General features: G+C 38.0%; 22 protein-coding genes. 11 read left to right on the top strand and 11 right to left on the bottom strand.

Features of this window, described 5'->3' with window-relative positions; translation table 11 throughout:
* Positions 1-17: 17 nt before the first annotated feature.
* From AC04Q1_RS18425 to AC04Q1_RS18410, 4 genes are all read right to left on the bottom strand, one after another.
* Positions 18-1,634 (bottom strand): CTP synthase, encoded by a 1,617-nt coding sequence (locus AC04Q1_RS18425; protein ID WP_478366035.1) that lies wholly within the window; start codon positions 1,632-1,634, stop codon positions 18-20.
* A gap of 161 nt (positions 1,635-1,795) precedes the next feature.
* Complete coding sequence (locus AC04Q1_RS18420) at positions 1,796-2,557, bottom strand: GLPGLI family protein (RefSeq protein ID WP_478366034.1); 762 nt, start codon at positions 2,555-2,557, stop codon at positions 1,796-1,798.
* A gap of 6 nt (positions 2,558-2,563) precedes the next feature.
* Positions 2,564-5,338, bottom strand: coding sequence for an outer membrane beta-barrel protein (locus AC04Q1_RS18415; RefSeq protein ID WP_478366033.1), 2,775 nt, complete (start codon positions 5,336-5,338; stop codon positions 2,564-2,566).
* 645 nt (positions 5,339-5,983) lie between these two features.
* On the bottom strand, positions 5,984-6,526 hold the full coding sequence (locus tag AC04Q1_RS18410) for a hypothetical protein (RefSeq protein WP_478366032.1): 543 nt from the start codon (positions 6,524-6,526) through the stop codon (positions 5,984-5,986).
* A 104-nt stretch (positions 6,527-6,630) separates the two neighbouring features.
* Between AC04Q1_RS18410 and AC04Q1_RS18405 the strand changes: the two genes are divergently transcribed.
* Entirely contained in the window at positions 6,631-7,581 is a 951-nt protein-coding gene (locus tag AC04Q1_RS18405; protein WP_478366031.1) for a bifunctional helix-turn-helix transcriptional regulator/GNAT family N-acetyltransferase, read from the top strand.
* A gap of 68 nt (positions 7,582-7,649) precedes the next feature.
* Here the strand turns inward: AC04Q1_RS18405 and kdsB are convergent, their stop codons facing one another.
* The 4 genes from kdsB to trpS all read right to left on the bottom strand — a co-directional run bounded on the left by kdsB (position 7,650) and on the right by trpS (position 10,405).
* Positions 7,650-8,438, bottom strand: coding sequence for a 3-deoxy-manno-octulosonate cytidylyltransferase (kdsB, locus tag AC04Q1_RS18400; RefSeq protein ID WP_478366030.1), 789 nt, complete (start codon positions 8,436-8,438; stop codon positions 7,650-7,652).
* Positions 8,435-8,638, bottom strand: coding sequence for a DUF5808 domain-containing protein (locus tag AC04Q1_RS18395; RefSeq protein ID WP_478366029.1), 204 nt, complete (start codon positions 8,636-8,638; stop codon positions 8,435-8,437). The genes kdsB and AC04Q1_RS18395 overlap by 4 nt, the downstream gene beginning before the upstream one ends.
* Before the next feature lie 63 nt (positions 8,639-8,701).
* Positions 8,702-9,316: a deoxynucleoside kinase gene (locus AC04Q1_RS18390; RefSeq protein ID WP_025144984.1), complete on the bottom strand. Its 615-nt coding sequence runs from the start codon at positions 9,314-9,316 to the stop codon at positions 8,702-8,704.
* Between the two features lie 90 nt (positions 9,317-9,406).
* A complete protein-coding gene (gene trpS / locus AC04Q1_RS18385; protein WP_478366028.1) occupies positions 9,407-10,405 on the bottom strand; it encodes a tryptophan--tRNA ligase in 999 nt (332 codons plus the stop codon).
* A 321-nt stretch (positions 10,406-10,726) separates the two neighbouring features.
* Here trpS and AC04Q1_RS18380 point away from each other — a divergent pair, with 321 nt between their 5' ends.
* The 6 genes from AC04Q1_RS18380 to AC04Q1_RS18355 all read left to right on the top strand — a co-directional run bounded on the left by AC04Q1_RS18380 (position 10,727) and on the right by AC04Q1_RS18355 (position 13,812).
* Positions 10,727-11,452 carry a lysophospholipid acyltransferase family protein gene (locus AC04Q1_RS18380; protein ID WP_478366027.1) on the top strand — a complete coding sequence of 242 codons (726 nt, stop codon included), beginning with the start codon at positions 10,727-10,729 and terminating at the stop codon, positions 11,450-11,452.
* Between the two features lie 2 nt (positions 11,453-11,454).
* Positions 11,455-11,745 (top strand): Asp-tRNA(Asn)/Glu-tRNA(Gln) amidotransferase subunit GatC, encoded by a 291-nt coding sequence (gene gatC / locus AC04Q1_RS18375; protein ID WP_478366026.1) that lies wholly within the window; start codon positions 11,455-11,457, stop codon positions 11,743-11,745.
* Positions 11,746-11,824: 79 nt separating this feature from the next.
* Complete coding sequence (locus tag AC04Q1_RS18370) at positions 11,825-12,583, top strand: ABC transporter ATP-binding protein (RefSeq protein WP_478366025.1); 759 nt, start codon at positions 11,825-11,827, stop codon at positions 12,581-12,583.
* 32 nt (positions 12,584-12,615) lie between these two features.
* Entirely contained in the window at positions 12,616-13,164 is a 549-nt protein-coding gene (locus AC04Q1_RS18365; protein ID WP_478366024.1) for a cob(I)yrinic acid a,c-diamide adenosyltransferase, read from the top strand.
* Positions 13,165-13,249: 85 nt separating this feature from the next.
* The gene (locus tag AC04Q1_RS18360) at positions 13,250-13,471 is read left to right on the top strand and encodes a DUF2795 domain-containing protein (RefSeq protein WP_010603503.1); all 222 of its coding nucleotides are present in this window, start codon (positions 13,250-13,252) and stop codon (positions 13,469-13,471) included.
* A 182-nt stretch (positions 13,472-13,653) separates the two neighbouring features.
* Positions 13,654-13,812: a lmo0937 family membrane protein gene (locus tag AC04Q1_RS18355; protein WP_109924584.1), complete on the top strand. Its 159-nt coding sequence runs from the start codon at positions 13,654-13,656 to the stop codon at positions 13,810-13,812.
* Positions 13,813-13,907: 95 nt separating this feature from the next.
* Here AC04Q1_RS18355 and AC04Q1_RS18350 read toward each other — a convergent pair whose 3' ends face one another.
* Together AC04Q1_RS18350 and queA are read right to left on the bottom strand one after the other, a co-directional pair.
* Entirely contained in the window at positions 13,908-14,573 is a 666-nt protein-coding gene (locus AC04Q1_RS18350) for a 2-C-methyl-D-erythritol 4-phosphate cytidylyltransferase (RefSeq protein ID WP_478366023.1), read from the bottom strand.
* 75 nt (positions 14,574-14,648) lie between these two features.
* On the bottom strand, positions 14,649-15,698 hold the full coding sequence (queA, locus tag AC04Q1_RS18345; protein ID WP_478366022.1) for a tRNA preQ1(34) S-adenosylmethionine ribosyltransferase-isomerase QueA: 1,050 nt from the start codon (positions 15,696-15,698) through the stop codon (positions 14,649-14,651).
* A 199-nt stretch (positions 15,699-15,897) separates the two neighbouring features.
* Here queA and AC04Q1_RS18340 point away from each other — a divergent pair, with 199 nt between their 5' ends.
* Positions 15,898-17,142 carry an ABC transporter permease gene (locus AC04Q1_RS18340; RefSeq protein ID WP_478366021.1) on the top strand — a complete coding sequence of 415 codons (1,245 nt, stop codon included), beginning with the start codon at positions 15,898-15,900 and terminating at the stop codon, positions 17,140-17,142.
* A gap of 294 nt (positions 17,143-17,436) precedes the next feature.
* Here AC04Q1_RS18340 and AC04Q1_RS18335 read toward each other — a convergent pair whose 3' ends face one another.
* Positions 17,437-18,633: a pyridoxal phosphate-dependent aminotransferase gene (locus AC04Q1_RS18335; protein WP_478366020.1), complete on the bottom strand. Its 1,197-nt coding sequence runs from the start codon at positions 18,631-18,633 to the stop codon at positions 17,437-17,439.
* Between the two features lie 112 nt (positions 18,634-18,745).
* Here AC04Q1_RS18335 and AC04Q1_RS18330 point away from each other — a divergent pair, with 112 nt between their 5' ends.
* The 3 genes from AC04Q1_RS18330 to bioA are packed head-to-tail and all read left to right on the top strand — an operon-like array spanning position 18,746 to position 21,479.
* Positions 18,746-19,732: a cation diffusion facilitator family transporter gene (locus AC04Q1_RS18330; protein WP_478366019.1), complete on the top strand. Its 987-nt coding sequence runs from the start codon at positions 18,746-18,748 to the stop codon at positions 19,730-19,732.
* Complete coding sequence (locus AC04Q1_RS18325; RefSeq protein ID WP_478366018.1) at positions 19,719-20,171, top strand: NUDIX domain-containing protein; 453 nt, start codon at positions 19,719-19,721, stop codon at positions 20,169-20,171. The genes AC04Q1_RS18330 and AC04Q1_RS18325 overlap by 14 nt, the downstream gene beginning before the upstream one ends.
* Positions 20,172-20,177: 6 nt before the next feature.
* Entirely contained in the window at positions 20,178-21,479 is a 1,302-nt protein-coding gene (gene bioA, locus AC04Q1_RS18320; RefSeq protein ID WP_478366017.1) for an adenosylmethionine--8-amino-7-oxononanoate transaminase, read from the top strand.
* The last annotated feature ends 17 nt before the right edge of the window (positions 21,480-21,496 follow it).

Here is a 21,496-nt window from a genome sequence, read left to right as displayed (position 1 = left end):
TTATGTATGTACTGCTTTTAATTCGTTTTCTTTTTCGCAAACTCCATCGCAGCGGCGACAAATTTAACAAAAAGTGGGTGAGGATTAGCAACTGTTGATTTTAATTCTGGGTGAAACTGTCCGCCAACGAAAAACGGATGGTTTTTAAGCTCCACAATTTCAACTAAATTGGTTTGCGGATTCATACCCGATGCAATCATTCCTGCATCTTCATATTGCTTTAAATAGTCGTTGTTAAATTCGTAACGGTGGCGGTGGCGTTCATTGATGTGCGCTTTACCATAAATAGAAAAAGCTTTTGTCCCTTTTTTAATGTCACAAGGATAAGAGCCCAAACGCATGGTTCCGCCTTTATTTGTAATTTTTTTCTGCTCTTCCATCATGTTAATTACCGGATTTGCAGCGTTTTCTTCAATTTCTGTGGTATGGGCATCTTTCAAGCCTAAAACATTACGGCCAAATTCAATCACCGCACATTGCATACCCAAACAGATTCCGAAAAAAGGAATGTTGTTTTCCCGCACGTATTTAATGGCATCAATTTTACCTTCAATACCACGGCTACCAAAACCAGGAGCAACTAAAACACCTTGTAAATGTCCTAATTTCTCTTTTACATTATCCGGGAAAAGACCTTCTGAATGGATATATTCTACCTTAACCTTACATTCATTTTTCGAACCTGCGTGTACAAAAGATTCGATAATTGATTTATAGGCATCTGGTAATTCTACATATTTACCGATCAGGCCGATTTTAACTTCTGCTGTTGGATTTTTTAAACGACCAAGGAAATCCTTCCAGCTTTCCATATCCGGATCGTTTTTGGTAGGCAGTTTTAATTTCGATAAAACGGTTTTGTCTAATTGTTCTTTTAACATCAACAATGGCACATCATAAATAGTAGATGCGTCCATCGATTCGACTACCGCATTGATGTTAACGTTACAAAATAAAGCGATTTTTTTTCTGATCTCCGGGCTGATGTGGTGCTCGGTTCTACAAACCAATATATCTGGCTGGATTCCGTACTCCAATAATGCTTTTACGGAGTGTTGCGTTGGTTTGGTTTTTAACTCACCGGCAGCAGCCAGATAAGGTACTAAAGTTAAATGGATTACGATGGCATTGGTACTGCCTTCTTCCCATTTAAACTGACGAACAGCCTCAATGAAAGGTAAAGATTCGATATCACCAACGGTTCCGCCAAGTTCAGTAATTACAATATCGTATTCTCCGCTATCGCCTAATATGCGCATATTGCGTTTAATCTCATCGGTAATGTGCGGCACAACCTGAACTGTTTTGCCCAAATATTCGCCTTTACGTTCTTTGTTGATTACGTTCTGGTAAATACGGCCTGTGGTAATGTTATTTGCCTGTGAAGTTGGAACGTTAAGGAAACGCTCGTAATGACCAAGATCAAGATCCGTTTCTGCACCATCTTCGGTAACAAAACATTCACCATGTTCGTATGGGTTTAGCGTTCCTGGATCGATATTAATGTACGGATCGAATTTCTGAATGGTTACACGGTAGCCACGTGCCTGTAAAAGTTTAGCTAAAGATGCGGAAATGATGCCCTTACCTAAAGAGGAAGTAACACCGCCCGTAACAAAAATATACTTTGTCATGATTGATAATTTGTGGAATTAACCAGGCTTTTTATACCCTGTTAATTGTTTTTGTACGGGATACAAAGGTACGAAAAATTATCACTCGATTGGATACTTATCAGAATATTTTTTAATGATATGATCGCTCTGATATTGAATGTTTTAAGTCAGGTGTTTAATTAAAATATCCAGGTGTATAGTTCTTTTTTGATATCTTCTATCTTTCTGGGGTTCTTTTTATCTTCATAGCGGGTGTAGAGATCGATCATTTTTTTAAAGTCTTTCTCGGTGTCGGTTCTTTTACCTTTTGTAGGTGCATCAACATTTAAAATAGGTACGTTTTTAGCTTCAATTTTGGTGGCAAACCAAGTGGTATTGTATCGCGGTATAGCCAAACCCAAGATCATTCCAGGCAAACCTGTAAAGCCTTCGGGGCCACCTTTTAATAAAATTTCATCTGTATAAAAAGCAACAACCGAAACAGTATCATTTATAATCGCTATGGCTTTCCTGCATTCGTAACCTGCAATCTTGCGTACATCGTGCATGATTTTCCAGTTGAGGTGGGGGATGGTATCTTTTAAAATAAAATCTTCTCCTCTAATTGGTTTTCTCAGTATACGGGCTTTTTTAGTGAAATCGGTATAAAGCTCATTCGTATTATCACCAGCAATAAAGAAGAAATTGTTGTCGTTTAAACTTTCTTTTGGCTTGCTCTTATAGATTGAAGTACTATCATTAAAATTATATTCCCAGTTTGAAATACGGTATTTGCTCATCTTATCCCTGGCATCATCAGATATCCAGGTATTCTCTGCCATTTGTTGCTTTTGATTTATCTTTTTTTCAAAGGTGATTTTCGCACTTCTGATGAAAACAGTTTGTGCCTTCACTATTGCAACTGCAAAAAATAAAATTATGCTTAGTCCTAAATGTTTCATCTTGTGTTATTTTTTGTCTTGTTTAACGAAGTTTCCGGTTAAATTATAGGTAACGCCGATCATAACATAGCGGGGAATAAAACTATTGGTGTATTCGCTGATATTATTGCCCCCAACATAACGGTTATAGCCAATTTTTTCCGCCAAAATATCAGAAATGGAAACTTTTAGTTCCAGTTCTTGTGCCTTAAGCATCTTTTTTGACAAATATGCATTCCAAATGGCAATATTAACAGGTGTGCTAAACGAAGAGTTGGCAGGCTGATAGGATAATGATATGGAAGTATTAAATTCGGTATTGTAAGGTAGTTCTATATTGCCGGAAATATCATGGTTGTGGTAAAAGTTTTTACCGTTATTTATAGAACCAATTGATGACTTACTGTTCGAAAAGGTAAAAGATGGATTGTATTGGATCTGAACTTTATCACTGTAATAACTGAAACGGGGGTGTAAACTTATGCTGTTGTTCACGTTTTCATTTAGTTTGTTGTTTAAAATAGAAACGGAGTTTGAATGGTTATAACTGGCATTTAAACCTGTATTAAAATGGATTTTGCTAAAACTTTTATTAAAGCTTGCACCTGCGTAAAAATTGTTATTGCCGTTTAGGTTGGTATAACTGCTGGTCGTTTTATTCACATCATCTACCGTTCTCACGCTCACCACAGCATTTTTGGTAAAGCTATAGCCACCATAAACATAGGCGTACATCTGCGATTTTTGTTGATAGGTATTAAAATTAAAACCCACATTGTTATTAAATGATGGTTTTAGATCTGGATTACCCTTAATTTCGTAGAGCGGGTTGTTTACCTGCCTGATAGGCTGCAGCTGATCTAAACTCGGCTGCCGGGTATTGCCATTGTAACTTAGCGATACGTTGGTATTTTTACCCAGTTTATAATTCAGGTTACTTTGTGGCGCCCAGTTTAAATAGTCGCGGTTAAATTTATTGTTCCGGTCTAAATCATTCAGTTCGAAAGTGGTTTGTGTAGCCTCTGCACCACCGGAAAGTGTAAATTTCTTTGCCCGGTACTGCAGCACCACCTTGCCAATATTCGAAAAGTTGTTGAAATCGAAATTATTGCTCAGCGAATCGATCCGTTTATTGTTTAACGATTTGTCAAAGACCAATTTATGGCTGTTAGAGACTACGGTTTTAAAACTATAAGCAGTTTGTAGGGAGAATTGTTTGCCCAGAGGTTCGGTATAAGCGATCCTTGAACCAAGTGAAGTTTCCTTGCCCGAGTTATCGTTTAAGAAATCCTGGTTAACCGTTCTGTTGATTACCCCATTGTCGTCATAATAATTGGTAACACTTAAACTATTGCCTAAACTGGTGCCGTTTTTTGTTTCTGGTTGTAAATCAATAGAGAGTGTTCTTCCTTTTTTGGCGAACTTTCTCGAGTAATTGATGTTGCCGTTAAATAGATTGTTATTTCCATTGCTATTGTTTTGCTGGTTACTGTTGTTTACAAAAAAGCCTGCGTCGTTTTTGGATTCGTTAGTGCTTGTGTAGTCATCATTGTTTTTGTTTTTGCTCGCAGCAAACGATATTTTTAAGGTAGACAGCGAGTCTATTTTAACATCAACACTTCCTTTTAAACTTTGTCCTGAACTTTTAGTTTCGCTGTTAGCGCTGCCGGAACTAAAGAAATTTGTTCCATTGGGCAATAGCGATTGGTTTTTAGAGGTGGTTTTGTCCAGGATGTCCCGATTGTTGCCCTTATAATTTAGTTTCAGAGCCACTTTATTTTCATTCCATTTGTCAGAGAAGTGTGCACCATAACTGGTGATATCAGGCAAGCCGTTTGTTGGTGAGAAACTATCATCATCCTGGCCGCCATACATGATCATTACGGTGCTACCATCATCGCCAACTTCAATTACATCATAATCGTTTCCCTTTAATTTACTCATTGCAGCACTTGCCTTCGAATCTTGATTGGTGTTTGAATTAAATCCAAAGACTGCTGCCTTTAATTTGTTTTTGTAAATGCCCGCCATACCGCCCACATTTTTATAATGATTTAAATCACTGTTGGCATCCAGGGTGCTGAGGTAACCATTTTTGGCATTTTCCTTGAGCTTGATATTCATCACCTTTTCCTTTGCATCACCTTCCTTTATGCCAGAGAGTTCCTCTTGTTTGCTTTTTTTATCATACACCTGGACTTCGCTAACTGCATTGGCTTTCAGGTATTTCTGTGCGAGGAGCGGATCATCACCAAAAAACTCCTCTCCGTCAACCAAAAGGGTATTTACGTCTTTACCACCAGCTTTTATGGCACCATCTTTATCCACCTCTATTCCGGGCAATCGCCTGAGTAAATCTTGCAGGTTGGCATGTGGTTTAACCGCAAAGCTATCTGCCTGGTAGGTGATGGTGTCGCCTTTCATACTGATGGCCTGTTTTTGTGCCTTGATGGTCACTTCATTCAAAAGTGTGGCCTTACTGTCCATCGCAATATGGCCAAGGTTAAATTTCGAGGAATCAGACAATTGAATATCCCTGATAAAATCGGCCATTTTCGGAAAGGTGATAACTAAGGTATAATTGCCTTTTTTCAGGTTCGACAATTCGAATTCGCCATTGGCTTTGGCCCGGGTATCTTTAACCAAGATAGAATCTTTGCTTCTGATCAGTAAAATGGAACTGTTTTGTAATTTGGTTTTCTCAACGGTATCAACCACAATGCCTTTTATACTCGCGTGTTGGGCGAGGGCAGGAAGAACAAATAAGGAAAAAACGAGCGCTAAAAGGAATGGTTTGAGCATGTATTTAATAAATGGTTTGTTTGGTTAAGCCGCCTGAAAATACAACTATTTTTTTAGTTTTACAAAAAGAAAGAGATATTTTTTAAAATAAAAATAACTGCAAAGCAGTGTATATTAATAATGGTGCAGGGAATAGTGGAGGAGGTTATTTTTCTAAGGCTGAAATCAATTTTTTGATCAGTACAATTTGACCAAAATGATAATAGCTATGCTCAATTACACCCTCTATATTACATAAATAAGTGCCATAATTTTCAGATACGAATATTTCATCCAATTTTTCGTCAGGTATTTGCGCTACCGCGTTTACAAAAACTGCAGCATTCGTCAAAAACGAATCAACCAGTTTTCTTCAATCTGATGCTGATTGTATTGGTGGAAGATCTATATTGATCTTTTATTTCGAGAAGACCACCCTTAAATACATTTAAAATCCCCGATAAATAATAGTTGATATGGTAGGTTAGAGCGGCAATGGTATTTAAATCTGCTGTTTTATGTATTGCCTGTTCCCAGGAAACACTTAACAATTGATCTTTATAATTGGTATTGGCTATCCAATAGCCGTTTAATAAACTTCTCTTAATCTGTTTGCAATAAATTCAGATCTTTTCATTTCTAAATTTTTTAAAGCCTATCAAATGATTAACAACAGTTATAATAAATCTTAACCTTCTGTTCTTTCTCACTCCAGGCAATATAAATGTTGTTTTCTTTGCCCAAACGGTATTTAAAGCCATTCAATCCCGATTTTTTTAATTCTTCGTACAGCGCTTTATCGGGTGTATAGTTATCAGCTTTATCATCTGGCATTACAGCAGGTTCGAGAAAATTATCCTCACTGAAAAAATCATCGGCAATGGTTTTTAAGAATATAATCTGGTCTTTTTCTTTTGAGAGATCAACATTTGGATCAGTACTGCCCAATAATTCAGTTCCTTTGATTTTGGTGTTGTAAATTTCTTTTCCATCGGCATTTTTAATCGTAAAATTCAAAACCATTTCTTCAGGTTTTCTACCGGTAAGTTCAATCTTAAAAGTATCCAAACGTTTTAAATCGGAAAATGACTTGGCGAGTCTTTGGTTAACGTTTTTAAATTCAATGGCATTGCTTTCCTTTTTACTGTTCGGATTACAGGCAACGAGTGCAAAAAGGCAGATAGCAAATAAGAGCGATATATTTCTCATATTCAAAATTACAAATTTATAATCTGGTTTAAAATTAAAAGGAGTATTGCATATTACCTTTTAGTTTTTATATTTGTGTAATTGATTACGTAATTAATTTTATTATGAATTTTTTTGAAGAAGTAGGCAAGGTAGCCATCGGTAGCAGGTTAAGGATGTTAACCGATAAAGTAACAGAAGATGGTGCACAGATTTATAAATTGTACAACATTGATATGCAGCCCAAATGGTTTCCGGTATTTTATGCTTTGGCACATGCTAAAGAAAAAACAATAACCGAGCTCGCTAAAGAAATCGGTCATTCGCACCCATCCGTAAGTAAAATCATCAGCGAAATGCTGAAAAAAGGTTACGTTAAAGAAAATAAAGACAAAACCGATGGCCGCAGGAATGTGGTAAGTCTTTCTAAAAAAGGCATAACGGTTTCTGAAAAAATAAAAGATCAGCTGATTGATATCAATGCCGCTGTTGAAGAAATTTCTGCTCAATCGCAAAATAATCTTTGGGAAGCGATAGGTGAATGGGAGTTTTTACTGGAGCAAAAAACCTTATTGAGAAGGGTAGTGGAAAAGAAAAAAGAGCGGGATAGCTTGAAAGTCGAAATTGTAGATTACCAGCCCAAATACCAGGATATATTCAGGTCGCTCAACGTGGAATGGATTTCTACTTATTTTACCATGGAAGATTCTGATTATAAAGCGCTGGACAATCCGCAGGGTTATATTTTAGATAAGGGAGGTTTTATACTCATTGCACTTTATGAAGGCGAGCCCCTGGGCGTTTGTGCATTAATTAAAATGAACGACGGCGAATACGATTTTGAACTGGCCAAAATGGCTGTATCGCCAAAAGCACAAGGGAAAAATGTAGGCTTTTTACTGGCAAATGCCATTATTGAAAAAGCCAGGTCGTTAGGCGCATCCAAAATTTATTTAGAAAGCAATACCATTTTAAAACCGGCAATAAATCTTTATCATAAACTGGGTTTTCAAAAAGTAGCAGGGAAACCAACACCATATACAAGGTGTAATATTCAGATGGAACTTGTGCTTTAGTCTGAAGTCTAGAGTCGATTAACCGCTTTAAACCGTTAACCGGTTAACCCCTGATATACAAATGAACTTTATTCCAGTTTCAGCTTTTCCAGCAGGTTATTCAATTTCAGCAAATCCTCTGGCGTATCAATCGCTACCGTTTCGAGGTTGGTCACTTTGGTTTGGATGTAAAAACCATTTTCAATCCAGCGGAGCTGTTCCAAACTTTCGGCAATTTCTAAAGAGGATGGAGGTAATTTGGTAATGGCTTTTAATGATTCTGTCCGGTAACCATAAATACCGATGTGCTTGTAAAACTGATGTTTTTCTGCCCAAACGCCCGGTTCTCCGTTTCTGATGAAAGGAATCGGGCTACGGCTGAAATACATCGCACGGCCATTTATATCGATCACCACTTTGGGGCTATTGGGATTGTATACACTTTCCTGACTTTGTATCGATTTGATCAGGGTTGCCAGCTGTACTTTTTCTTCAGTAAAGCAACTTGCCAATAAATCAATCTGTGCAGGTTCTATAAAGGGTTCATCGCCTTGAACATTGATTACAATATCAAATCCAGGTAATTGTTCAATCACCTCGGCACAGCGATCGGTTCCACTTTGATGATGAGATGAGGTAAAAATAAATGCTCCACCAAACTTTTTCACTTCATCAGCTATCCTTACATCATCGGTGGCAATGACTACTTTCGATAAGCTTTCAGCTTTCGATGCCTGTTCGTAAACCCTTTGAATCATGCTTTTTCCAGCAATATCAACCAGAGGCTTTCCTGGAAAACGGGTAGAAGCGTATCGTGCGGGGATAATGCCGATAATTTTCGGATTTCCTAAAGAGGAACCTGAATTTCTATCACTCATATATTATTTCGATAGAATTGATAAAAAACAAATAGAAAGATCAATGCGATAACAATATATGAGATGGGATGCGCAAAATTAAAGGTCCAGCCAAGCAATTTTACGCGCTTCGGAACAATTAATCTCGAATCTTTTTTATTGAAATAAAAAGTGCCCCACTTCCAGTTTTGTGGATTATCATGCTCAAAATCTTTTTCCATATTGATCACATTAAGTATTTAAACTATTTATTGCAATACCAACGCTACTTTAGTGGCTTGGGGCTAAAATAAACCGTTAATCTCAGCTTCAATAGATTGGATTACGGTACCTAAATCTTCTGGATTATTGGTGAAATCCAATTTGTCTTTATCTAAAATCAATAATTTACCCAGGTTATAACCTTTAATCCAGGCTTCGTATTTTTCGTTCAGTTTTGAAAGATAATCGATCCTGATACCTGCTTCGTATTCACGGCCACGACGTTGAATGTTATTTACCAATGTTGGTACTGATGCACGCAGGTAAACCAATAAGTCTGGTGGTTTAATAAAAGAGGTAATATTATCAAAAATAGCACGGTAATTATCATGGTCGCGGGTAGTCATTAAGGCCATATCGTGCAGGTTTTCTGCAAAGATGTGTGCATCTTCATAAATGGTCCTGTCCTGAATAACATTGCGTTTGTTTACTTCAATATCTGTAATCTGCTGAAAACGGCTATTCAGGAAATAAATCTGAAGATTAAAGCTCCAACGTTTCATGTCGCTATAAAAATCCTCCAGATAAGGGTTATTGTCCACAGCCTCGTATAAAGCTTCCCATCCGTAATTTTTGGCCAATAAACCTGTTAATGTGGTTTTACCGGCTCCTATATTTCCTACAATTGCTATGTGCATCTTCTTTAGATATGAGATATGAGATATGAGATATGTGATCGAGCAATTGTCTCAAATCTAATGTCTCACCTCTCAAATCTATTAAAATTATTAAAAACTTTTAAACCCGATTAAACTGCGAACCTCTCTGATAGTTCTTTGTGCACTTTCACGGGCTTTTAATGCACCATGTTTAGCAACTTGTCTCAAGTAAGCATCATCTTTGGCAATATCCTGGATACGCTCGCGCATTGGCGCAGTAGCAATAATCATATCTTCTGCCAATTGCTTTTTGAAATCGCCATAACGGATCTGCATTTTGCTGTACAAATCTTCAAAATGAGCGTGGGTATCAGCACTCGAAACCACTTTCATTAAATCAAATAGATTTTGGATCGGCTCAGGTTTTGCCTGGTTTTCTTCCGTCGGACCGCCATCGCTCACCGCCCGCATTACTTTTTTGCGGATGGTTTCAGGATCATCTGATAAATATACCGCATTGGCTTCACCTTCCGATTTGCCCATTTTACCCTTACCATCTAAGCCTGGTACTTTAACCAACTTGTCGGTATAGCTAAACGCATAAGGCTCAGGGAAATATTCGGTATTGTATAATCTGTTAAACCGGTTCCCAAAAGTACGGGCCATTTCTAAATGTTGCTCCTGATCTTTTCCCACAGGTACTTTTGTGGCCTTATGGATCAAGATATCAGCAGCCATTAATACCGGATAGGTTAATAAACCTGCATTCACATTATCAGGATTTGCACGTACTTTATCCTTAAAAGAGGTACTGCGTTCCAGCTCGCCCATGTAGGCATTCATATTTAAATATAAGTAAAGCTCTGCAATTTCAGGAACATCACTTTGTATATAAATGGTACTGTTTTCTGGATCTATACCACTCGCCAGATATTCAACCAAAACATGTTTAATATTTCCGTGTAAGTCGGCTGGGGTAGGGTGTGTAGTTAAAGAGTGTAAATCGGCAATAAAAAAGTAGCAGTTATAGTCGTTCTGCATCTGAACGAAGTTTTTAACCGCACCGTAATAATTACCCAAATGTAATTTTCCTGTTGAGCGAATGCCGCTCACCACTGTTTCTTTCATAATGGCACGAAATTAAAAATAAAATACAAGCAAATCATCAATCAATCAATTTTAATGGGAAGAATTTTCTGAGGCTTCCGTTTTCTAATGCTTGGTGTCGCACTTCACCACAAAGCAAGATATTCATTATTTGAAAATAAATGTCTGTATTTTATCGGCAGCTTCAGTGCTTCTTTTCGCTGTATTACACGCTACGCTGTGGGCTCTTCGAAGCAATAGGTTTATTAACACAGGTCATTGCAACAATCAGAGAATTACTGCCTTTCCACAATGCAATCAGTTGTTTGAAATATCAAACTATTTTATATTTTTGAAATATCTATGATCCACTTTCTGAGGCAGGTACACCGGGTTTGGTTTTTATTCTGGATACTGTTTTTTTTCGCTCTGTTTTATCCATTGTATTACATCACTTCACGTGATGAGAAATACTACGGTATCCTCAATTTTTGTAGAAAAGCCAATAGTTTTTTATGTAGTTTATTTTCAGGAGTATTTTTCCGCTACCAGTATGAGGAAAAACTGGATCCTAAACAAACCTATATTTACTGCGCCAACCATACTTCCAATTTAGATATCATGATTTTCTGCATCATGGGCCATGGGAAATTCCATTTTATGGGCAAAGATGAGTTATTGAACAATCCGGTTTTAGGCGTTTTTTTTAGAACAATTGATATTTCGGTAAACCGAGACAGTAAGATTTCTGCGTTTAAAGCATTTAAAAAGGCAGGCGAAAATTTAGAGAAGGGGATGAGCCTGGTTATTTTTCCTGAAGGTAAAATCGATGACCATTATCCGCCAAAGCTTGGCGAATTTAAAAACGGACCGTTCCGTTTGGCCATAGATAAAAATATCCCTTTAGTTCCTGTTAGCATTACCGATGTTTGGAAAATTAACTGGGATGACGGCGCAAAGTATGGAAGTAAGCCGGGAATTTGCGATATTTACGTCCACAAACCGATAAATACCTCAACTTTGGCTGATGTCGATTCTGATGTGTTAAAGGAAAAGGTTTTTAAATTGATTGACAGTAAGTTAGTATAAATATGAATTTAGACGCAAACACCATCCATAAAATAGCCGACCTGGCCCGAATTCATATTGATGAAAAAGAAGTAGATACATTAATCCCTGAAATGAACAAAATTTTGTCATTCATGGAAAAATTAAATGAATTAGATACTTCGAATGTTAAACCATTGGTTTATATGAACGAATCGGTAAATGTTTGGCGCGAGGATGTAGAAAAACATGAAATTTCTACGGCCGATGGTTTAAAAAACGCTGCAAAACACACTGATCAATTTTTCATGGTACCTAAAATTATCGAAAAATAATTGATCGGCAACATTTGAGTTTAATTTTCAACCCGCTTGTAACATCTTGCCCTTTACGCTTGTCTAAAAGAGAAAAAACATGGAGAAACCACTCATTACTATAAAAGAAATTGGCCGTAAATATGTTATTGGATCTGAAGTGATTCACGCTTTAAAATCAGTTTCGTTAGATATCAATAAAGGCGAATTTGTAGCACTGATGGGGCCATCGGGGTCTGGTAAATCTACCCTAATGAATATTTTAGGCTGTTTGGATACACCTTCCAGCGGAACTTATATCTTAAACGGTACAAATGTAAGTCACATGAGTGATGATGCACTGGCTGAAGTGCGTAACCAGGAAATTGGTTTCGTTTTTCAAACTTTTAACCTCTTGCCCCGTTCAACTTCCTTAGATAATGTAGCTTTGCCATTAATTTATGCCGGAACCAGCAAAAAAGACAGAGATGCCAGAGCAGCACAGGCATTAGAAAACGTGGGTCTGGGCAATCGTATGGATCACAAGCCAAACGAGCTATCGGGTGGTCAGCGCCAGCGCGTTGCAGTGGCCAGGGCATTGATCAATAACCCTTCTATTATCCTTGCAGATGAACCAACAGGTAACTTGGATACCAAAACATCCGTAGAGATTATGGGTTTGCTGGAAGAAATTCACAGTAAAGGAAATACGATCATTTTAGTCACACACGAGGAGGATATTGCACAGCATGCACACCGTATTGTAAGGATGCGTGACGGTTTAATTGAGAACGACTATTTAAATACCGATATCAAAAATGTATCTCCACGCCTGCAGGCATTGAAAGATAACGGTAGCGATTGGGAGAAAATTAATTAACATATTATTCCCCCTTCAGGGGGTTAGGGGGCATGAAAATCTATACCAAAACAGGCGATAAGGGCCAAACCTCACTCATTGGCGGTACCCGTGTGCCTAAATATCATTTGCGCATCGAAACGTATGGAACTGTTGACGAATTAAATTCGTACATCGGTCTGATCATGTGCCAGGATATTGTAGCGCATGATCAGCAATTATTAAAGGAAATTCAAGACAGGCTTTTTACGATAGGGGCATCGCTTGCTGCCGACCCCGAAAAATCCAAAATGAAGATTCCTGATCTGCATGATGCGGATATTACTTTATTGGAAGATGAGATGGATCTGATTAACGAAACATTGCCTCCTTTAAAACATTTTGTTTTGCCTGGCGGAAATACTGTCGTTTCCTACTGCCATATTGCAAGATGCGTTTGTAGAAGGGCGGAACGGCTGACAGTGGAGCTTGCAGAAAATAGCTTTGTAGATGAGCGCGTAACGGTTTATTTGAACCGTTTAAGTGATTATTTATTTGTTTTGGCACGAAAACTGACCATCTATTTTAAAGCAGAAGAAAACATTTGGATCCCTCGTGTTTAATAGTGGAAAAATAAGTTTGTTTTGCTCGAAAATTTTAATATACTTTGCGCAATAATACGAACAAGAATTTAATTGAATTGAAGATATGTATTGGACATTAGAATTAGCATCGCACTTGGAAGACGCACCATGGCCTGCAACTAAAGACGAATTAATTGATTATGGTATCCGCTCTGGTGCCCCAGTAGAAGTAATTGAAAACTTACAGGCACTAGAAGATGACGGCGAACCTTATGAAACGATTGAGGAAATTTGGCCGGATTATCCTACCAAAGAAGATTTCTTCTTTAATGAAGACGAATACTAGGAATCAGAAACGAAAAGAACCTTCCAGAAAAACCGGGAGGTTTTTTTTTGCCCAATATTTTGGCTGGCTTATTTTGATGGGACAGATTGATTAAGAAATAAAATCTTTACATTTTTTAAACAAAATAGAAAAGCCGTGTGTTAATAGAGCAATAATATAACATTACTAAAAAAATTAACACTATGGGAAATTTATTGTATTTAGTCGCAGTAGTATTGGTAATACTATGGGTAATAGGATTTGTGTTTCACGGCTTCGGCGATGTGGGCGGAATCATCCACGTTTTATTGGTAATCGCAGTTATTGCAATTCTGCTTAAGGTAATTGGTAGGGCTGCATAAGATATATCGCGCCGCCATCCATTTTTAACAAGATAGCTTAAAAATGAATGCATTGAAAAAGGAGTTTCATTTTTGAAACTCCTTTTCTGCATCCTTTAATTCTTTAGTAACAATTCTGCAAGTTCTAAATCGATTGGATAGGTAATTTTAATATTACCCCTTTCGCCCTCTATAATATTGATCTCCTGGCCGATTGATTCGACTACACTTGCATCATCGGTAAACCGACTGTCGAAATCCTGCTTATAGGCCTCCTTTAGGATGTTAAGACTAAAGGTTTGTGGGGTTTGTACCAGATAGATCTCATCGCGCTTTAAAGCTGATGTTTTTTTGTCTCTGAGCATACGGACACTGTCGCTTGATTGTACCGCAGCAATAACATTTCCCTGCACTTCAGCTTCCTTAAAACAGTTGTCGATAAGTGTTTTGGACACCAGTGGACGAACAGCATCATGTATCGCTACATAACATTCTTCGTCGATAGTGTGAATGGCATTTTTTACCGAATGGAAACGTTCTGTTCCGCCATCTATAAGTTGATGTGGGACATGGAAATTAAATTCCTCGCATAAGCGTGCCCAGTAACCTTGTTGATCTTTATTTAAAACCAATAAAATTTTGGGCTGGGTATCGCTCTGCGCGAAAGCTTTTATGGTATGCATTAAAACCGGAAGGTTTTTGAGCAGTAGAAATTGTTTTGGGGTTTCTGTTTGCATCCGATTTCCAGAACCGCCTGCTACAATTATAGCGTAGTATTTCATGTTTTGAGATGTGAGATTATAGATTTGAGATATGAGACTTGATTTAACTCAAGTCCCATATCTCAATACTCAAATCTATATGATCAGCATGGCATCGCCGTAGCTATAAAACTTATATTTTTCTTTTACCGCAACCTCATAAGCATTCATTACATTTTCGTAACCTCCAAATGCACTTACCATCATCAATAAAGTAGATTCTGGTGTGTGGAAATTGGTAATCATTGAGTTTGCAATACTGAAATCGTATGGAGGGAAGATGAACTTACTGGTCCAGTCGTTAGCTGCTTTTAATGTTCTGTTTGCTGAAACGGCAGATTCGATTGCACGCATTGAAGTGGTACCTACTGCACAGATTTTTCTTTTATCTTCTAAAGCCTTGTTTACAATACCAGCATCTTTCGGCTCGATAATAAACTGCTCAGAATCCATTTTGTGTTTGGTTAAATCTTCAACCTCAACCGTTCTGAATGTGCCTAAACCCACGTGTAAAGTTACTTCAGCAAACTCTATACCTTTAAGTTCCAAACGTTTCATCAACTCGCGACTGAAATGCAAGCCTGCAGTTGGAGCAGCAACAGCACCTTCGTGTTTAGCAAAGATGGTTTGATAACGTTCTTTATCTTCGGCAGTAGCCTTACGTTTAATGTATTTAGGAAGTGGGGTTTCGCCTAAAATTTCAACGTTTTTTCTAAACTCTTCGTCGGTACCTTCGAATAAGAAACGGATGGTACGGCCACGTGATGTGGTGTTGTCAACAACTTCAGCAACCAATAAGTCGTCATCACCAAAGTATAATTTGTTACCTACACGGATTTTACGGGCCGGGTCTACTAAAACATCCCACAAACGTAATTCCTTGTTTAATTCACGTAATAAGAAAACTTCGATAGTAGCACCTGTTTTTTCTTTGTTGCCATATAAACGGGCAGGAAAAACTTTAGTGTTATTTAATATCATTACGTCTTTGTCGTCAAAATAACCTAAAACGTCTTTGAAGATTTTATGCTCAATTTTACCGCTGTCTTTGTGTAAAACCATTAGGCGAGCTTCGTCGCGTTGTTCGGCCGGATTGTTGGCCACTAATGATTCTGGTAAGTTGAATTTGAATTGTGATAATTTCATTCTTGATGAATTTTTTGAGGTGCAAAAATACGAATTTAATTTTTCTTTTCCGTATTTTATCAAACGCATTTTAGGTATATTATGTTTTACCTCATTTTAAATCAAATAATACAGTGTTTAAATGCATTTGTAGGGATAAAATTAATTAGTTTTGAAGATCGTGTAACCTTTTTAATGGCTTTGCATCTAACCCTTAATTATGATAATCTTTAGGCTAATAGGCGAGAGTTTCCGTTTTGCGTTTGATGCATTGCGTCAGAATAAATTGCGTACCATGTTATCACTTTTAGCGATAACGATCGGTATTTTCACCATTATCGCAGTATTCTCGGCGGTAGATACCTTTCGTGGTAAATTGCAGTCGAGTGTAGATAAATTAGGTTCAAACACCATTTATGTGCAAAAATGGCCCTGGAGTTTTGGTGATAATTATCCCTGGTGGAAATACATGAACCGCCCTCAGCCTTCTTTACGCGATTTTGAGGCACTTAGAGAAAGAATCGAGAATGCGCAGGGCGTTACCTTCGAAATATCAACCAATGACAGAACCATCAAATATAGAAGTAGTTCTGTGGAAGGAATTTCAGTTTGGGCAGCCTCACATGATTTTAATAAAACCTGGAACTTCGAACTTCAGGATGGCAGATATTTTACAGAAAATGAAAGTAAAAACGGCTCGCCGGTTTGTATTTTAGGTTCTGATATAGCCGATGGACTTTTTGATGGAGATAAGGCTGTAGGAAAGCAGGTGCAGATTTTAGGAAGAAGGTTAACCGTAGTCGGTGTTTTCAAAAAAGAGGGTGAAGATATGTTGGGTACCTCGCTCGATAAAAACGTGAACATTCCAATCGCCTTTGCGAAAGGGGTTTTAGATATTCAGAATGAACGTTACGGGCCGCAAATTACCGTTCGTGGTAAAGATAATGTGAGTTTAGAAGAAGTGGAGAGCGAATTAAAAGGTTTGATGCGCTCTATCCACAGGATCAGACCGGGACAGGAGGAAGACTTCGCTTTGAATAAAACCACTATCATTTCCAATCAGTTAGATTCGATGTTTAAAATGGTCAATATTGCCGGTTGGGTAATTGGCGGTTTCTCTATTTTGGTGGGCGGATTTAGTATCGCCAACATTATGTTTGTATCGGTTAAGGAGCGAACCAATATTATCGGTATCCAAAAATCTCTGGGGGCAAAAAACTATTTTATTTTACTTCAGTTTATATTCGAATCCATTTCACTTTGTATTTTAGGCGGATTGCTGGGGCTTTTACTCGTCTTTCTGCTCGCGCTGGCTATTGGTGCTGCCACAGATTTTCACATTATTTTGGGCTTAAATAATATTGCCTTAGGAATTGGAATATCGATTATAATCGGTACCATCTCTGGTTTCTGGCCTGCATATTCGGCATCAAGATTGGATCCGGTTGAGGCAATAAGAAGCTAGTAGCAGTTAACAGTTTTCAGTTAACAGTTTTAAGTTCGTAATTTGCAGTTCGCTGCAGTTAATACGGTTTATAAACCTTATTGTAGCGGAAAGCCCACAGCGCAGCGAGGACTTGCAGCGGAAAGAAGGACTGACGCCCCGATGAATACTGGCTTTCATTTTCAAATAGCAGTTCGTCATTTCGCTTTCGATGTAAAATCGATAAGCTTTAGTCGGGATGACTGATGATAAAAGTAAAAACCCCTCATTAAATTAATGAGGGGTTTTTTTATGTTGCTGTTAATTGAAAACGGATTAGGCTAATTTAGCCAATGCTTCTTTTATTCTTCTTAATGCTTCAACCAAACTTTCGTCTGATGCTGCATAAGATAAACGGATATAGTTATTGTTCCCAAATGAATCGCCACCAACGGTAGCTACGTGACCTACATTCAATAAATATAAAGCCAGGTCTGAGGAATCTTTGATTACATTTCCATCGGCATCTTTTTTACCGAAGAAAGCGCTGATTTCTGGGAAGAAGTAAAAAGCACCATCTGGAAGATTTGTTTTTACACCTGGGATTTCGTTTAATAAATTGTACACCAATTCTCTACGGCGTAAAAATGCTTCTTTCATTTCTAAAACACTGGCTAAACCTTGCTCGTAGGCTACAATTCCGGCCCTTTGCGCAATAGAACAGGTTCCAGAAGTGGTTTGTCCCTGTAATTTATCGTTAGCTGCTGCGATTTCTTTGTTTGCCGCAATATAACCCAATCTCCAACCCGTCATGGCGAAAGCCTTAGAGAAACCATTAACAATGATTACACGGTCTTTAATGCTATCAAATTGTGCGATAGATTCGTGCTGATCAACAAAGTTGATGTGCTCATAAATCTCGTCAGATAAGATATAGATATTAGGGTGTTTTTCGAAAACAGCAACCAATGCAGCCAACTCTTCTTTGCTATATACCGACCCCGTTGGATTACATGGGGAAGAAAACATGAACAGTTTCGATTTTGGCGTAATGGCTGCTTCCAGCTGCGCTGGCGTAATTTTGAAATTGCTTTCAATATCGGTATCGATAAAAACAGATTTTCCTTCAGCAAGCAATACCATTTCTGAGTAAGAAACCCAATAAGGTGTAGGAATGATTACTTCATCGTCAGGATCGATTAAGGTTAAAATAACATTCGATAACGACTGTTTAGCACCTGTTGAAACAACGATCTGAGAGATATCATAATCCAGGTTGTTTTCAGTTTTCAGCTTATTTACGATCGCCTGGCGCAGGTCAGGATAGCCCGGTACCGGCGAGTAGCGCGTATAATTTTCATCTAATGCTTTTTTTGCCGCGTTTTTTACGTGATCGGGTGTATTGAAATCGGGTTCGCCAACACTTAAACTAATGATGTTAATGCCCTTAGACGCCAATTCGCGGCCAAGTTTGGTCATTTTAAGGGTTGCAGATTCTGACAGACTGTTGATTCTTTTGGATAAGGTGCTCATGGTTAATTACTTTGAGCGCAAATATATAAACCAAATATTATTCTGCACTAAAAAAGACATAGTTTTTCTCATTTAATTTATCCGATAAGCGTATTTTTGAAAAAAATACCTTGTGTCGGTTAAAAAGAAGGCTATAATTATTTCTCTGTTGGTGAGTGTTGTATTGATGCTGGCCAAGTTTGTAGCTTACTTTATTACAGGTTCAAATGCGATATTAACAGATGCTGCAGAAAGCATTGTAAACGTAATCGCCGGGAGTTTTGCTTTTTATAGCATTTATTTAAGCACGCAACCGCGGGATGAAAACCATCCTTACGGACATGGAAAAGTGGAGTTTTTTTCTGTATTTGTAGAAGGAATATTGATTTTAATTGCAGGAATCGTCATTATTTTTAAATCTTCGTACAATCTGGTGTATCCGCATGCTGTTGGCGAACTACTAACCGGAACACTCATTATCGGTATTACAGGGCTTGTTAACCTCATCGTTGGACTTTATCTGATCAATGTTGGCAAAGACGAACATTCTGTTACTTTGCAGGCCGATGGTAAACATTTATTAACCGATACCTATACCAGCGGAGCTATAGTTTTGGGCTTAATCCTGATCCAGCTCACAAATATTATTTGGTTAGATAGCTTACTCTCTGGTTTAGTGGGCTTTTACATCGTGTATTCTGGTTATAAACTTACCCGTGGCTCAGTTGGTGGGTTAATGGATGAAAGTGATTTTACACTTGTTGAGGAAGTGGTAGCCGTGTTGCAAAATAATAGACATAAGCCCTGGATTGATGTACACAATTTACGGACACAGCAATATGGCCCCGAATTTCATATCGATTGCCATGTAACTTTGCCCTATTATTTTGATTTAAATAAGGTGCATAAAGAGATTTCTCAAATTGATGAGCTGATCAATAAAAAAGGCTTTCGTAAGGCTGAACTTTTTATTCATGCCGACCCTTGTTTACCCGAATGCTGCCACTATTGCTGCATGAGCGAATGCCCGGTAAGATCTGAAGCTTTTAAGAAAGAAATTGTGTGGACACCAGAAATAGTAATTAAAAACAAAAAACATTTCGAAAATGAGCTACTTTAACATAAGGGTTTATGGTTTGTTGATCAATCAAAATAATGAGGTATTGATCAGCGACGAAGAAGAATACGGATTTCGCTTTAGTAAGTTTCCAGGTGGTGGCCTCGAACTTGGCGAAGGATTAATAGATGGTTTAAAAAGGGAATTTATAGAAGAATGTGATGCCGAAATTGAGGTGTTATCGCATTTTTATACGACCGATTTTTTTGAGAAATCGTCGTTTAATGATAGTCAGGTCATTAGTGTATACTATCTGGTTAAAGAAAAAGCACCATTGCAGCTGGCATTTAAAGATATTATTTACGATTTCGATGGTGAAGGTGAAATCCTCCAGGCTTTTAGGTGGGTAAAAATACAAGAGCTGAACATTGAAGAGATCACATTCAAAACCGATAAAACCGTTGCACAACTTTTAAAAGAACAATATTCAGTTAAAGTATAATTATTTATGTCAGGTACCTCCGAATTCCAAACTCCCAATGCTCAACCCAATCTAACTGAACGCGATCAAAAAGTAATTTGGCATCCTTATACCCAAATGAAAAATGCACTGCCACATATCCCCATTGTCAGGGGCGAAGGAGTATACGTTTTTGATGAAAGTGGCAAGCGGTATATTGATGCCGTATCATCCTGGTGGGTCAATATTCATGGTCACTCGCATCCTTATATCGCGCAAAAAGTGGCAGAACAGCTTAATGTACTGGAGCATGTGATTTTTGCCGGTTTTACCCACGAGCCTGCGGTGTTATTGGCTGAAAGACTCTTACCTATTTTGCCAGGTAAGCAGGATAAGGTTTTTTATACCGATAATGGCTCAACAGCTGTTGAAGTGGCCTTAAAAATGTGTTTGCAATATTGGGACAATAAAGGGAAACCTAAAACAAAAATACTGGCCTTTAAAAATGCCTATCATGGCGATACTTTTGGGGCAATGTCAGTTAGTGGGCGTAGTATTTTTACGGATGCGTTTAACAGTTTATTATTCGATGTAGAGTTTATCGATCTGCCGGATGAAGATAACATTTCCTATCTCGTATCTCATATCTCAAATCTTTCGGATACCGCTTGTTTTATTTTCGAACCGCTTATTTTAGGTTCAGGAGGAATGTTGATGTATGAAGCAAAATACCTGGATCAACTTTTGTCGGCTTGTAAAGCTGCAGGAATTTTAACAATCGCTGATGAGGTAATGACAGGTTTCGGGAGAACGGGAACTTATTTTGCCTGTGAAAAATTAAGTAATAAGCCTGATATCATTTGTTTAAGCAAAGGTTTAACTGGCGGGACGATGCCATTAGGGGTAACCACCTGTACCAATGAAATTTTTGAAGCCTTTTTGAGCGACAATAAGCTAAAAACGCTTTATCATGGTCATTCCTTTACCGCCAACCCGATTGCCTGTGTGGCTTCTTTAGCAAGTTTGGATATTTTATTAAAGAGCGAAACACTCCAGAATATCAAGCGTGTAGAAGCAAAACATGCGGTTTTTCTGGAAGAAATCAAGTCGCACGCCAGGGTGAAAGCCATCAGGCAAACGGGGACCATCATTGCGATTGAGTGGGAAACAGGTAATGAAACCTCCTATTTAAGTAACCTGCGTAATCTACTGTATGCTTATTTCCTAGATAAAGGAATTATATTAAGGCCTCTTGGTAACATCATCTATATTCTTCCGCCGTATGTGATTAGTGATGAAGATTTGGATTACGTTTACGCTGCGATAAAATCGGCTCTGGAAGAAATTTAGATAGCGGTTAATAGAAG

Source organism: Pedobacter humicola, assembly GCF_056490705.1.
The sequence above is the reverse complement of the archived record's forward strand: the minus strand, read 5'-3'. Positions and strand labels throughout refer to the sequence as shown.

Coding starts and splice junctions, on each gene's coding strand:
- AC04Q1_RS18425 (WP_478366035.1), bottom strand. CDS start 1,634: ATGACAAAGTATATTTTTGTTACGGGCGGTGTTACTTCCTCTTTAGGT.
- AC04Q1_RS18420 (WP_478366034.1), bottom strand. CDS start 2,557: ATGAAACATTTAGGACTAAGCATAATTTTATTTTTTGCAGTTGCAATA.
- AC04Q1_RS18415 (WP_478366033.1), bottom strand. CDS start 5,338: ATGCTCAAACCATTCCTTTTAGCGCTCGTTTTTTCCTTATTTGTTCTT.
- AC04Q1_RS18410 (WP_478366032.1), bottom strand. CDS start 6,526: ATGAGAAATATATCGCTCTTATTTGCTATCTGCCTTTTTGCACTCGTT.
- AC04Q1_RS18405 (WP_478366031.1), top strand. CDS start 6,631: ATGAATTTTTTTGAAGAAGTAGGCAAGGTAGCCATCGGTAGCAGGTTA.
- kdsB (WP_478366030.1), bottom strand. CDS start 8,438: ATGAGTGATAGAAATTCAGGTTCCTCTTTAGGAAATCCGAAAATTATC.
- AC04Q1_RS18395 (WP_478366029.1), bottom strand. CDS start 8,638: ATGGAAAAAGATTTTGAGCATGATAATCCACAAAACTGGAAGTGGGGC.
- AC04Q1_RS18390 (WP_025144984.1), bottom strand. CDS start 9,316: ATGCACATAGCAATTGTAGGAAATATAGGAGCCGGTAAAACCACATTA.
- trpS (WP_478366028.1), bottom strand. CDS start 10,405: ATGAAAGAAACAGTGGTGAGCGGCATTCGCTCAACAGGAAAATTACAT.
- AC04Q1_RS18380 (WP_478366027.1), top strand. CDS start 10,727: ATGATCCACTTTCTGAGGCAGGTACACCGGGTTTGGTTTTTATTCTGG.
- gatC (WP_478366026.1), top strand. CDS start 11,455: ATGAATTTAGACGCAAACACCATCCATAAAATAGCCGACCTGGCCCGA.
- AC04Q1_RS18370 (WP_478366025.1), top strand. CDS start 11,825: ATGGAGAAACCACTCATTACTATAAAAGAAATTGGCCGTAAATATGTT.
- AC04Q1_RS18365 (WP_478366024.1), top strand. CDS start 12,616: ATGAAAATCTATACCAAAACAGGCGATAAGGGCCAAACCTCACTCATT.
- AC04Q1_RS18360 (WP_010603503.1), top strand. CDS start 13,250: ATGTATTGGACATTAGAATTAGCATCGCACTTGGAAGACGCACCATGG.
- AC04Q1_RS18355 (WP_109924584.1), top strand. CDS start 13,654: ATGGGAAATTTATTGTATTTAGTCGCAGTAGTATTGGTAATACTATGG.
- AC04Q1_RS18350 (WP_478366023.1), bottom strand. CDS start 14,573: ATGAAATACTACGCTATAATTGTAGCAGGCGGTTCTGGAAATCGGATG.
- queA (WP_478366022.1), bottom strand. CDS start 15,698: ATGAAATTATCACAATTCAAATTCAACTTACCAGAATCATTAGTGGCC.
- AC04Q1_RS18340 (WP_478366021.1), top strand. CDS start 15,898: ATGATAATCTTTAGGCTAATAGGCGAGAGTTTCCGTTTTGCGTTTGAT.
- AC04Q1_RS18335 (WP_478366020.1), bottom strand. CDS start 18,633: ATGAGCACCTTATCCAAAAGAATCAACAGTCTGTCAGAATCTGCAACC.
- AC04Q1_RS18325 (WP_478366018.1), top strand. CDS start 19,719: ATGAGCTACTTTAACATAAGGGTTTATGGTTTGTTGATCAATCAAAAT.
- bioA (WP_478366017.1), top strand. CDS start 20,178: ATGTCAGGTACCTCCGAATTCCAAACTCCCAATGCTCAACCCAATCTA.